General features: G+C 70.6%; 9 protein-coding genes. 8 read left to right on the top strand and 1 reads right to left on the bottom strand.

Annotation, left to right across the window (positions count from 1 at the left end; translation table 11 throughout):
* The first annotated feature begins 23 nt into the window (after window positions 1-23).
* The 6 genes from ACWC2B_RS16980 (at window position 24) to ACWC2B_RS17005 (ending at window position 8,922) form a co-directional block, all read left to right on the top strand.
* Window positions 24-1,238 (top strand): sensor histidine kinase, encoded by a 1,215-nt coding sequence (locus ACWC2B_RS16980; protein ID WP_450717194.1) that lies wholly within the window; start codon window positions 24-26, stop codon window positions 1,236-1,238.
* 150 nt (window positions 1,239-1,388) lie between these two features.
* Window positions 1,389-2,714 (top strand): sensor histidine kinase, encoded by a 1,326-nt coding sequence (locus ACWC2B_RS16985; RefSeq protein WP_450717216.1) that lies wholly within the window; start codon window positions 1,389-1,391, stop codon window positions 2,712-2,714.
* Between the two features lie 214 nt (window positions 2,715-2,928).
* Window positions 2,929-3,588 (top strand): LuxR C-terminal-related transcriptional regulator, encoded by a 660-nt coding sequence (locus ACWC2B_RS16990; protein ID WP_450717217.1) that lies wholly within the window; start codon window positions 2,929-2,931, stop codon window positions 3,586-3,588.
* A 317-nt stretch (window positions 3,589-3,905) separates the two neighbouring features.
* A complete protein-coding gene (locus ACWC2B_RS16995; RefSeq protein WP_450717195.1) occupies window positions 3,906-5,843 on the top strand; it encodes a 2-oxoacid:acceptor oxidoreductase subunit alpha in 1,938 nt (645 codons plus the stop codon).
* Window positions 5,836-6,894 carry a 2-oxoacid:ferredoxin oxidoreductase subunit beta gene (locus tag ACWC2B_RS17000; RefSeq protein WP_450717196.1) on the top strand — a complete coding sequence of 353 codons (1,059 nt, stop codon included), beginning with the start codon at window positions 5,836-5,838 and terminating at the stop codon, window positions 6,892-6,894. The genes ACWC2B_RS16995 and ACWC2B_RS17000 overlap by 8 nt, the downstream gene beginning before the upstream one ends.
* Before the next feature lie 78 nt (window positions 6,895-6,972).
* Window positions 6,973-8,922, top strand: coding sequence for an APC family permease (locus tag ACWC2B_RS17005; protein ID WP_450717197.1), 1,950 nt, complete (start codon window positions 6,973-6,975; stop codon window positions 8,920-8,922).
* Between the two features lie 22 nt (window positions 8,923-8,944).
* Here ACWC2B_RS17005 and ACWC2B_RS17010 read toward each other — a convergent pair whose 3' ends face one another.
* Window positions 8,945-9,355 carry a winged helix-turn-helix transcriptional regulator gene (locus tag ACWC2B_RS17010; RefSeq protein WP_450717198.1) on the bottom strand — a complete coding sequence of 137 codons (411 nt, stop codon included), beginning with the start codon at window positions 9,353-9,355 and terminating at the stop codon, window positions 8,945-8,947.
* Window positions 9,356-9,518: 163 nt separating this feature from the next.
* Here ACWC2B_RS17010 and ACWC2B_RS17015 point away from each other — a divergent pair, with 163 nt between their 5' ends.
* Both ACWC2B_RS17015 and rarD read left to right on the top strand, forming a co-directional pair.
* Window positions 9,519-10,376, top strand: a complete 858-nt coding sequence (locus ACWC2B_RS17015; RefSeq protein ID WP_450717199.1) for an SDR family oxidoreductase — start codon at window positions 9,519-9,521, stop codon at window positions 10,374-10,376.
* A gap of 248 nt (window positions 10,377-10,624) precedes the next feature.
* On the top strand, window positions 10,625-11,626 hold the full coding sequence (gene rarD / locus ACWC2B_RS17020) for an EamA family transporter RarD (protein WP_450717200.1): 1,002 nt from the start codon (window positions 10,625-10,627) through the stop codon (window positions 11,624-11,626).
* Window positions 11,627-12,154 lie beyond the last annotated feature (528 nt).

The following is a 12,154-nucleotide window of genomic DNA, read 5'->3' on the forward strand; positions in this document are numbered from 1 at the left end:
CGCGGCCCGGCAGTCTTGGCACCATGACCAGGACCCTCCGCGACCAGCAGCGGTACCCAACACAGCAAGCCGGCCGCGATGAGAGCGCCGCTCCGCCCGCGGTGCGGTTCGCCTACGACCGGCACACCTGGAAGGAGGTCGTCCATCTCCTCGCCAATCTGCCGATGGCGCTGATCGGCTGGGTCTACGTCGTCGTGATGGTCGTGCTGGGCCTCGGTCTGTCGATCACCGTGGTCGGTCTTCCGCTGCTCGCGGCGGGCCTGCTCGGGGTGCGCCAGCTGGGCAAGCTGGAGCGGGCCCGGGCGCGCGCCCTGCTCGGGGTGCGGATCGAGGAGCCGACGCCGATCCCGACGAGCCCGAGCAAGCACGGCGGTTTCTTCTCCTGGCTGTGGACGAGCCTGAAGGACCCGGTGGCCTGGCGCAATGTGCTGTACGAGTTCGTGCGGCTGCCCTGGGGGATCCTGACCTTCACGGTCACGCTGGTCTCGCTGCTCGTGGCGTGGCCGGTGCTCGGGTTCATCGTGCGGGGGCTCGGCAACGTCGACCGGATGATGGCGCGCGCGCTGCTCTCGCCCTCGGACGAGCTGGAGCGGCGGATCGCCGAGCTGGAGTCCGACCGGGGCGTGGTCGTCGACACGGCCGCGGCCGACCTGCGCCGGATCGAGCGGGATCTGCACGACGGGGCGCAGGCCCGCCTCGTGGCCCTGGCCATGGGGCTCGGCCTCGCCAAGGAGAAGGTGCTCGAAGACCCGGAGGCGGCCGCCGCGATGGTCGACGAGGCGCACGGCGAGGTGAAGCTGGCCCTCCAGGAGCTGCGCGACCTGGCCCGCGGCATCCACCCGGCCGTCCTCACCGACCGCGGCCTGGACGCGGCCCTCTCCTCCGTCGCCTCCCGCTGCACGGTCCCGGTCAAGGTCGCCGTCGACCTGCCCGCGCGGCCCGCCCCCGCCATCGAGGGCATCGCGTACTTCACCGTCTCCGAACTGCTCCAGAACGTCAGCAAGCACAGCCGGGCACGCAGCGCCTCGGTCGAGGTGTGGCGCGCCGCGGATCGGCTGCTCATCCAGGTCGAGGACAACGGGGTGGGCGGCGCGCGCCTCGACGGCGGCAGCGGCATGGCGGGTCTCGCCGAGCGGCTCGGCGCGGTGGACGGGCTGCTCGTCCTCGAATCGCCGGTCGGCGGGCCGACCGTCGTCACGGCCGAACTGCCGTGGCGCGACCGGGGTCCCAGGGACTGACCGTTGGGCCGGGGGTAGGGAAAACCCCCGGCCGAAGAGGGTGACCGGCTGCATGGTCCGGGCCCGCCCCAACGGCCAAGCTGGTGGGTAGGTAAGAGGGGCGGCGCGTGGCCGCGCATCACAAGGAATGGACGGACGGGACCGATGACCATGGACACGGAGTACGGATACGGCGTGGCACGGTCCCCCGAGCCGCGGCGGCACCTCCTTCCGCCGGTACTGCGAGCGCCGTTCGAGGCTCGGACCTTCCGCGAGTTCGGCTACCTGCTGCTCAGCCTGCCGATCAGCATCGTGCTGTTCGTCTGGGCCGTCACCGCGGTGTCGGTCAGCGCCGGGCTCCTGGTCACCTTCATCGGCATCCCGCTCATGGCGGTGGCGCTGATGGGCTGCCGCGCCTTCGGCGTGATGGAGCGGGCCCGGGCGCGGCTGCTGCTCGGGGTCGAGATCGCCGAGCCGCAGCCGGTCCGCTCGCGCGGCGGCCTCATGTCGTGGATCGGCGGGGTGCTCAAGAGCGGCGTCTCCTGGCGCCACCTGCTGTACTCGGTCCTCCACTTCCCCTGGGCGCTCTTCGCCTTCTGCACCACCCTGCCGATCTGGCTGACCGGCTGGGCGCTGTTCACGTACCCGGTGTGGCAGTGGGTGTTCCCGATGTACGGGGGCCAGGCCGGCCTCCAGCTCTACGGGGACGGCCACCACAACGTCTACCTGGACTCGCCGGGCAGGATCGCCCTGACCTCGCTGGTCGGGCTGCTCATCACGCTGGCCGTGCCGTGGCTGATCCGCGGGTTCGCCATGATGGACCGGGTGATGGTCATCGGCCTGCTCGGCCCCTCGCGCCTTGAGGAGCGGGTCACCGAGCTGGAGTCGGACCGCGGGGTCGTCGTCGACACATCGGCGGCCGACCTGCGGCGCATCGAGCGGGATCTGCACGACGGGGCGCAGGCCCGCCTCGTGGCGCTCGCCATGGACCTGGGCCTCGCGAAGGAGAAGCTGACCGAGGACCCGAAGACGGCGGCGAAGATGGTCGACGAGGCGCACGGCGAGGTGAAGGTCGCCCTCCAGGAGCTGCGCGACCTCGCGCGCGGCATCCACCCGGCCGTCCTCACCGACCGCGGCCTGGACGCGGCCCTCTCCTCCGTCGCCTCCCGCTGCACCGTGCCGGTGCAGGTCGAGGTGGACCTGCCGGCCCGGCCGGTCCCGGCGATCGAGGGCATCGCGTACTACACGGTCTCCGAACTGCTCCAGAACGTCAGCAAGCACAGTGGCGCGAGCCGGGCCTCCGTCGACGTGTGGCGGGCCGGCGACCGGCTGATGCTCCAGGTCGGCGACAACGGGCGCGGCGGCGCGGACGCCACGGCGGGCTCCGGTCTCGCGGGCCTCGCGGAGCGGCTCGACGCGGTGGACGGAATCCTGGTCGTCGACTCCCCGCGCGGCGGCCCGACGACGATCACGGCGGAGCTGCCGTGGCGCGCGTAGCCCCCGAAATTCCCTAGCGCCCCCGCCCGCACCTCCCGGCCCTCAAACACAGGGTCGGGGGGTTTTTGCCTGGCGCGGGCCGATTCTTGCCCGGATGCTGGGATGCTGGATGGGCACAACGCCATGGCTTGCACAGAGCTGTGGGGCGCGCGCCCCTGCGACGCGCGCCTGCGAGCCAACGGAGCCGGGGGGCTGCAGAGTCGTGGAGGACAGGGTGCGGGTGGTCATCGCCGAGGATTCGGTACTGCTTCGGGAGGGCCTGACTCGCCTGCTGACCGACCGGGGGCATGACGTCGTCGCGGGAGTGGGCGACGGGGATGCGCTGGTCAAGACCGTGGGAGAGTTCGCCGACCAGGGCGCGCTGCCCGATGTCGTCGTCGCGGATGTGCGGATGCCGCCCACCCACACCGACGAGGGCGTGCGCGCGGCGGTGCTGCTGCGCAAGCTGTACCCCGGGATCGGGGTGCTCGTGCTCAGCCAGTACGTCGAGGAGCAGTACGCGACCGAGCTGCTCGCCGGGTCGAGCCGGGGCGTCGGCTATCTGCTGAAGGACCGGGTCGCCGACGTCAGGGAGTTCGTCGAGGCCGTCGTACGGGTCGCCCAGGGCGGCACCGCGCTCGACCCGGAAGTCGTGGCGCAGCTGCTCGGCCGCAGCCGCAAGCAGGACGTGCTGGCGGGCCTCACCCCGCGCGAGCGGGAGGTCCTAGGACTAATGGCGGAGGGGCGGACGAATTCCGCTATCGCCAAGCAGCTCGTCGTGAGCGACGGCGCCGTGGAGAAGCACGTCAGCAATATCTTCCTGAAGCTGGGGCTCTCGCCGAGTGACGGGGATCACCGGCGCGTACTCGCGGTATTGACCTACATCAATTCATGACCACCTGCCACCCTGTCGAGGATCGAGCGGGACTCGGTCGACAGGGCCGAAAGTCGGTCACCGGGCCGGATTGAGTCAGCGCTCGCGGGGCTCCCGACACGGTGAGACCTAGAACCGAAGAAGGATTGCTGGGCGTCTTAGCAGAAGGGGCCGGGGGGCGAGTAAATCGTGGCAATTCAGGGCAGTAAGGCGTCTCAAAAGAGCGTCCAACATATGAGCGGTCCAGGGAAGGCGACCCTTACCGACGTAGGGTGGGCCTTGGCGCTACCGGTCGGCCGGATGCGCCCGAGCAGCCCGCCCGAGGGAGGTCCAGTTCAGTGACCAGCCAGGTCAGTAGCCCAGCCGAGCAGGCCGATGGAGCCGATGAGGCCGTCGTCGGGGAGCAGCGCAGGCCCACCGGGGAGAAGGAAATCCGGCGTCTCGACCGCGTGATCATCCGTTTCGCGGGTGACTCGGGCGACGGCATGCAGCTCACGGGGGACCGGTTCACGTCGGAGACGGCTTCGTTCGGCAACGACTTGTCGACGCTGCCGAACTTCCCCGCCGAGATCCGGGCGCCTGCCGGAACGCTGCCGGGCGTGTCGAGCTTCCAGCTGCACTTCGCCGACCACGACATCCTCACGCCGGGCGACGCCCCGAACGTGCTGGTGGCGATGAACCCGGCGGCGCTGAAGGCCAACCTGGCGGACGTGCCGCGCGGCGCCGAGATCATCGTGAACACGGACGAGTTCGCCAAGCGCGCGATGGCCAAGGTCGGCTACGACACCTCCCCCCTTGAGGACGGGACGCTGTCCGCGTACAACGTGCACCCGGTGCCGTTGACGACTCTGACGATCGAGGCACTCAAGGAGTTCGGGCTCTCCCGCAAGGAGGCCGAGCGGTCCAAGAACATGTTCGCGCTCGGCCTGCTGTCGTGGATGTACCACCGGCCGACCGAGGGCACGGAGAAGTTCCTGCGGACCAAGTTCGCGAAGAAGCCGGCCATCGCCGAGGCGAACGTGGCGGCTTTCCGTGCGGGCTGGAACTTCGGCGAGACCACTGAGGACTTCGCGGTCTCCTACGAGGTCGCGCCGGCCACCAAGGCATTCCCGGCCGGTACGTACCGCAACATCTCGGGGAACCTGGCGCTGTCCTACGGCCTGATCGCCGCGTCCCGCCAGGCGGACCTGCCGCTCTACCTGGGCTCGTACCCGATCACGCCCGCCTCGGACATCCTGCACGAGCTGTCGCGGCACAAGAACTTCGGCGTGCGCACCTTCCAGGCGGAGGACGAGATCGCCGGAATCGGCGCGGCCCTGGGTGCGGCGTTCGGCGGATCGCTCGCCGTGACGACCACCTCGGGTCCGGGCGTGGCGCTGAAGTCGGAGGCGATCGGCCTCGCGGTCTCGTTGGAGCTGCCGCTTCTGATCGTGGACATCCAGCGCGGCGGCCCCTCGACGGGCCTGCCGACCAAGACCGAGCAGGCCGACCTGCTGCAGGCGATGTACGGCCGCAACGGCGAGGCGCCGGTGCCGGTCGTCGCGCCGAAGACCCCGGCGGACTGCTTCGACGCGGCCATCGACGCGGCGCGCATCGCGCTGGCCTACCGCACCCCGGTCTTCCTGCTCTCGGACGGCTACCTGGCCAACGGCTCCGAGCCGTGGCGGGTTCCCGAGATCGACGAACTCCCGGACCTGCGCGTCCAGTTCGCGACCGGCCCCAACCACACGCTGGCCGACGGCACCGAGGTGTTCTGGCCCTACAAGCGCGACCCGCAAACCCTGGCCCGGCCGTGGGCGGTGCCCGGCACGCCGGGGCTTGAGCACCGTATCGGCGGCATCGAGAAGCAGGACGGCACGGGCAACATCTCCTACGACCCGGCCAACCACGACTTCATGGTCCGCACCCGCCAGGCCAAGATCGCCGGCATCGAGGTGCCCGACGTGCGCGTGGACGACCCGGACGGCGCCCGCACCCTGGTGCTCGGCTGGGGCTCCACCTACGGCCCCATCACCGCCGCCGTACGCAGACTGCGCGCCCTGGGCGAGCCCATCGCCCAGGCCCACCTGCGCCACATCAACCCGTTCCCGAAGAATCTCGGCGAGGTCCTGAAGAGCTACGACAAGGTCGTCGTGCCGGAGATGAACCTCGGCCAGCTCGCCACCCTGATCCGCGCCAAGTACCTGGTGGACGCGCACTCCTACAACCAGGTCAACGGCATGCCGTTCAAGGCCGAGCAGCTCGCCACCGCTCTCAAGGAGGCCATCCATGCCTAATGCGAACGAGCTCCTGCAGCTGGTCCCCAAGGCCGAGGGCAAGCAGTCCATGAAGGACTTCAAGTCCGACCAGGAAGTCCGCTGGTGCCCGGGCTGCGGCGACTACGCGATCCTGGCCGCCGTGCAGGGCTTCATGCCCGAACTCGGCCTGGCCAAGGAGAACATCGTCTTCGTCTCCGGCATCGGCTGCTCCTCTCGCTTCCCGTACTACATGAACACCTACGGGATGCACTCCATCCACGGCCGCGCCCCGGCGATCGCGACCGGACTCGCTTCCTCGCGGCGGGATTTGAGCGTGTGGGTGGTCACCGGCGACGGCGACGCCCTGTCCATCGGCGGCAACCACCTCATCCACGCGCTGCGCCGCAACGTCAACCTCAAGATCCTGCTGTTCAACAACCGGATCTACGGTCTGACCAAGGGCCAGTACTCCCCCACCAGCGAACTCGGCAAGATCACCAAGTCGACGCCGATGGGCTCCCTGGACGCGCCGTTCAACCCGGTGTCCCTGGCGATCGGCGCCGAGGCCTCGTTCGTGGCCCGCACTGTCGACTCCGACCGCAAGCACCTCACCGAGGTCCTGCGCCAGGCCGCCGAGCACCCGGGCACCGCGCTGGTGGAGATCTACCAGAACTGCAACATCTTCAACGACGGCGCCTTCGAAGCCCTCAAGGACAAGGACCAGGCCGAAGAGGCCGTCATCCGCCTCGAACACGGCGCCCCGATCCGCTTCGGCCCCGACCAGTCCAAGGGCGTGATCCGGGACGCGGCGACCGGTGACCTCAAGGTCGTCCCGGTCACCGCGGACAACGAGTCGCAGATCCTGGTCCACGACGCGCACAGCTCCTCGCCGACCACTGCGTTCGCGCTGTCCCGCCTCGCCGATCCGGACACCCTGCACCACACCCCCATCGGCGTCTTCCGCTCCGTCGACCGCCCGGTCTACGACACGCTGATGTCCGACCAGCTCGACACCGCCATCGAGCAGAACGGCAAGGGCGACCTGGCCACCCTCCTCGCCGGCAAGGACACCTGGACCGTCGTCGGCTGATCCAGCGGCATGAAGAGCCGGGTGCCCGGCCGGGGAGTCTGCATGGACCCCGGGCCGGGCACCCGCTCTCATAGGGGGATGGACCGTCTCGCGTACCGCGTCAAGCGACGCCTGCTCGGCAAGCCCCTCACGACCGAGCGCGCCGGCGAGGAGAAACTGAACAACCGCACGGCGCTCGGCGTGCTCGCCTCGGACTGCATCAGCTCGTCGGCGTACGGCTCCGAGGAGATGCTCCGGGTGCTCGTCCCGGTGGCGGGGGCGGCCGCGTTCTCGCTGCTCATGCCGGTGACCGGTGCGATCCTGCTGGTTCTGCTCCTGCTGACGCTCTGCTACAGCGACGTCGTCATGATCTACACCCGGGCCGGCGGCTCCTATGTCGTGGCCCGCGAGAACTTCGGCCCGACCGTCGCGCAGATCGCCGCGGTCGCGCTGCTCGTGGACTACATCGTCACCGTCGCCGTCCAGGTCTCGGCCGGCACCAACGCGATCATCTCCCTCGCCCATCTCGTCGGCGGCGGCCCGACCGCCATGGACCACCTCCAACTCCCCATCTCCGCCGGGGTGATCCTCTTCCTCGCGTACGGCAACCTGCGCGGGGTGCGCGAGGCGGGGCGGCTTTTCGCGCTGCCCGCGTATCTGTTCATGGCGGCCGTCGGGCTCGTGCTCGCGGTCTCCGCCGTACGCGGCCTGACCGGCGGGCTGCCCCGGGCCGATCTGCACGCGGCGGGCGTGATCCCCGTCGGCGCCCCCGGCGATGGCTGGCTGTACGGGGCCTCGCTGTTCATCGTGCTGCGCGCCTTCGCCAACGGCGGCTCCTCGCTGACCGGTCTGGAGGCGATCTCCAACGGCATCTCGGCGTTCCGCGAACCTCAGGGCCGCAACGCACGGCGCACCCTCATCACGATGAGCTGCGTCCTGGGCACCCTGGTCCTCGGCGTCTCGACGCTCGCCCACTTCACGCACGCGGTCCCCTACCGCGACGGCACCCCCACCGTGATCGCCCAGGAGGCCCATTTCGCCTTCGGCGGCTCGGTGTTGGGGACGGCGGGCCTGGTCTTCGTCCAGCTGGCCACGGCACTGGTCCTCTACACGGGCGCCAACACCCCCTTCACGGGCTTCCCGTTCCTGGCCAGTTTCGTGGCCGAAGACCGTTTCCTGCCACGGCAGTTGACCCGCCGGGGCCATCGGCTGGCCTTCTCCAACGGAATCATCTCGCTCACCGTCGTGGCGATGGCCCTGCTGCTGGTGACGCGCGCGAGTGTGGACAAGCTGGTGGCGCTGTACGCGATCGGGGTGTTCACGGCGTTCACGATGGCCGGGTCCGGGCTCACCGCGTACCACTGGCGGCGCCGCGAGCGGCACCGCCGACTGAAGATCGGCATCAACGCACTGGCCGCCGTGGTCTCCGCGACCGTGGTCCTGATTTTCGCCGTCACCAAGTTCACCGAGGGCGCCTGGCTGGTGGTCGTCGTGTTCCCGCTCGGGGTGTGGGCGCTGACCCGGATCAACCGCGAGTACCGGCGCGAGGCCGCGGCGCTCACCACCATTCAGGCGCCCGGCGCGGATCGTCCGCACGCCAGGCGGCACTTGGTGTTCGTCCTGGTCGAAACCCTCGACCTCGCGACCATCAAGGCCCTGCGGTACGCGCACGAGGTGCGGCCCGACGAGATCAGGGCCGTCCACTTCGCGATCGACGAGCCGCACGCGCGCAGGCTGGCGGCGTCCTGGGAGGCGACGGCCGCGACCTCGGTGCCGTTGGAGCTGGTCGAGTGCCCCGACCGGCGGCTGCGGCACGCCATGGTGGAACTGGCCGACCGCACCACCGAGGACGGCGCGACCTCCTTGACGGTCCTGGTCCCCCGGCGCCTCTACACGAACGCGCTGGGCAAGCTGCTGCACCGGGGCACGGCCGAGGAGATGGCGAAGGCCCTGGAACACCTGCCGTCGGTGGCGGTGACGATCCTGCCTTTCGACGTGTCGCGCGCCCTGCACTCCCTGGAGGAGGGCCGCGACCCCCAACCCGACTGACCCACGACCCAACTCGCCTTAATCACAAGTCAGTTGACTCCCGCGCCGCGTCATAGGCGGCCCGCGCCCGCTGCACGTCACCCATGCGTACGTCCGTCCAGCGGGCCAGCGCCCGCACCTGCTCGGCGGCCTCGCGGCCGAGCGGGGTGATCGAATAGTCGACGCGGGGCGGGATCACCGGCTTGGCGTCCCGGTGCACGAAACCGTCGCGCTCCAGCGTCTGGAGGGTCTGGGCGAGCATCTTCTCGCTGACCCGGCTCACCTTGCCGATCTCGCGCCGCAGCTCGCTGAAGCGGTACGAGCGGTCGAGCAGCGCATCAAGGACGAGCACACCCCAGCGACTGGTGACGTGCTCCAGAACGAGCCGGTGCGGACACATGGCCTCGCGCCGAGCCCAGGCCTCACTCCCGCTCTCACTCCCGCTCGCACCCATGCCCTGACTCACTCTCCTACTGCAGTACTTACTTCTGTAGCAGTACCTTACTTCAAAGTGGGTACTTACGAATGGTTAGCGCTCTCCGTAGGGTGGATGCCGGGCGAGGAAACCGCCCCGACCAACCCAAGAACACCCAGAACCGCCACAAAGGAGCTTCCCCATGAGCATCGTCGTCACTGGAGCCACCGGAGCGCTGGGCCGTCTCGTCGTGGACGAGCTGCTCGCGCGGGTCCCGGCGAGCGAGGTCGTCGCCGTCGTACGCGACAAGGAGAAGGCCGCCGATCTCGCCGCGCGGGGCGTGGAGCTGCGCATGGCCGACTACAGCGAGCCCGCCACCCTGGCCGGGGCCTTCCGGGCCGGCGACCGGGTGCTGCTGATCTCCGGCAGCGAGGTCGGGCAGCGGGTGCCGCAGCACACCGCGGTGATCGAGGCCGCGAAGGCCGCGGGCGTGGCCCAGCTCGCCTACACCGGCATCCTCGGCGGCCCCGACGCCGACTTCGCGCTCGCCGACGAGCACAAGGCCACCGAGCAGCTGATCCTGGACTCGGGGCTGCCGTACACCTTCCTGCGCAACGGCTGGTACACCGAGAACTACACGGCCAACCTCGCCCCGGTCCTGGAGCACGGGGCGGTCGTCTCCAACGCGGGCGAGGGGCGCATCGCCTCGGCGACCCGCGCGGACTACGCGGCGGCCGCGGCAGCGGTGCTGACCGGTGACAGCCACCTGGGCAAGGCGTACGAGCTGAGCGGCGACGTGGCGTGGTCGCTGGCGGACTACGCGGCCGAGGTCGCGGCGGCCGCCGGCAAGCCGGTGGTCCACACCCCCGTCACCCCGGAGGCGCACCTCGCCATCCTGACCGGCGCGGGCGTCCCGGCCGGCATCGCGGAGATCCTGGTCGACGTCGACCACGCCATCGAACGGGGTCGCCTGGCCGGCACCTCGGGCGACCTGTCCCGTCTGATCGGCCGCCCGACGACGCCGCTGGCGGCGACGGTGAGGGCGGCGATCACGGCGTGAGCCCCCGCGAGCGGTGGTGACGGTGAGAGCCGCCGTTGCCGCGTGAGCCCCCGCGATCCGTGGCGACGGGGAAGGCCGCCTTCGCCACGGAAGTCTCCGCGGTTCGTGGTGCCCGTGAGGGCGGCCGTCCCCGCGCAAGTCCCCGCGATGCGCACCGTCAGGACCGTATCGCGGTACGGACATGACACCGGGGCCCGTTCGGCGCTACCTTCTGCCTTCTGTGGGTTGAGCGCGCGCAAGGAGGGCCAGTGGCCAAGGAGTCGGCGGGACAACAGCGGACTGGACTGCTGTACGGAATCGGCGCGTACGGGATGTGGGGCCTCGTCCCCCTGTTCTGGCCGCTCCTCAAGCCCGCCGACGCCATCGAGATCCTGGCCCACCGCATGGTGTGGTCCCTCGTCCTGGTCGGCGTCGTACTGCTGGTGATGCGGCGCTGGGCGTGGATCGGCGAGCTGGTGCGGCAGCCGCGCAGGCTCGGCCTGATAGCCGTGGCCGCCGTCGTGATCACGGTCAACTGGGGCGTCTACATCTGGTCGGTCAACTCCGGCCACGTGGTGGAGGCGTCGCTCGGTTACTTCATCAACCCGCTGGTCACCATCGCGATGGGCGTACTGATCCTGAAGGAGCGGCTGCGGCGGGCCCAGTGGATCGCGGTCGGGATCGGGGCCGCGGCCGTGGTCGTCCTGACGGTGGGCTACGGGCGGCCGCCGTGGATCTCGCTGACGCTGGCGTTCTCGTTCGCGACGTACGGCCTGGTCAAGAAGAAGGTGAACCTCGGCGGGCTCGAATCCCTTGCCGCCGAGACCGCGGTGCAGTTCCTGCCCGCGCTGGTGTACCTGCTGTGGCTGAGCGGCCAGGGCCGGGCCACGTTCGGGTCCGAGGGCCCGGGCCATGCGGCACTGCTCGCCGCGACCGGCGTGGTGACCGCCATCCCGCTGATCTGCTTCGGCGGGGCGGCGATCCGGGTGCCGCTCTCGACGCTCGGCCTGCTTCAGTACCTGGCGCCGGTGTTCCAGTTCCTGCTCGGCATCGTGTACTTCCACGAGGAGATGCCGCCGGAGCGCTGGGCGGGCTTCGCGCTGGTGTGGCTGGCCCTGACGATCCTGACGTGGGACGCCCTGCGCACGGCCCGCCTCGCCCGCAAGGCACTGGCCTCGGCGATCACGAACGTGCCGGGTACGCCGAGGGCGCACGGGCTGATCCCGCAGGCGCAGAGGGAGCCGAGGACGCCGGAGGCGCAGGGGTCCTAGGCGGCGGGCTTGGTCGCGAATCTGCGGCGGTACGCGGAGGGGCTGAGCCCCGTCTCCCGGCGGATCCGGGTGCGGAGGTTGGCCGTCGGGTATGCGATACGACCCCGGATTGCACCCGGGCCGCTTGGACCCCCTCGATCAGCTGCGGACCGTGCGTGGTTGCTCGCTCCCCCAAGTTCTCGGCTTCGCTCGAACAGGGGGGACCCCCATCGCGGCGGAGCCGCACATGTCACAGCCCCGCGCCCCCAGGGGGTTGCGATGCAGGTATTCCCAGCTCGCCCCCCGCTTGGCGAGCCGCCATCGTAGGCATCCCCAGCCTGTGCGGCGATTGAGGACGAGCGCCCTTGAGGCGCGACACGGGGGTCCGGGGGCGGAGCCCCCGAAAGGGGCGCAGGGGGCGGAGCCCCCGCGGGGGGCTGGGGGCGCAGCCCCCAGGAGCCGAACCCTCCCACCCCTTGCACGGGCGGGAGGGCGGGCAAACCCCCCGGGGTCTGGGGCGCAGCCCAGATCGGAAGAGCGTCGGGGAGG

This window comes from Streptomyces sp. NPDC001415 (assembly GCF_053597395.1).

Coding starts and splice junctions, on each gene's coding strand:
- ACWC2B_RS17005 (WP_450717197.1), top strand. CDS start 6,973: ATGGACCGTCTCGCGTACCGCGTCAAGCGACGCCTGCTCGGCAAGCCC.
- ACWC2B_RS17010 (WP_450717198.1), bottom strand. CDS start 9,355: ATGGGTGCGAGCGGGAGTGAGAGCGGGAGTGAGGCCTGGGCTCGGCGC.
- ACWC2B_RS16980 (WP_450717194.1), top strand. CDS start 24: ATGACCAGGACCCTCCGCGACCAGCAGCGGTACCCAACACAGCAAGCC.
- ACWC2B_RS17015 (WP_450717199.1), top strand. CDS start 9,519: ATGAGCATCGTCGTCACTGGAGCCACCGGAGCGCTGGGCCGTCTCGTC.
- ACWC2B_RS17000 (WP_450717196.1), top strand. CDS start 5,836: ATGCCTAATGCGAACGAGCTCCTGCAGCTGGTCCCCAAGGCCGAGGGC.
- ACWC2B_RS16985 (WP_450717216.1), top strand. CDS start 1,389: ATGGACACGGAGTACGGATACGGCGTGGCACGGTCCCCCGAGCCGCGG.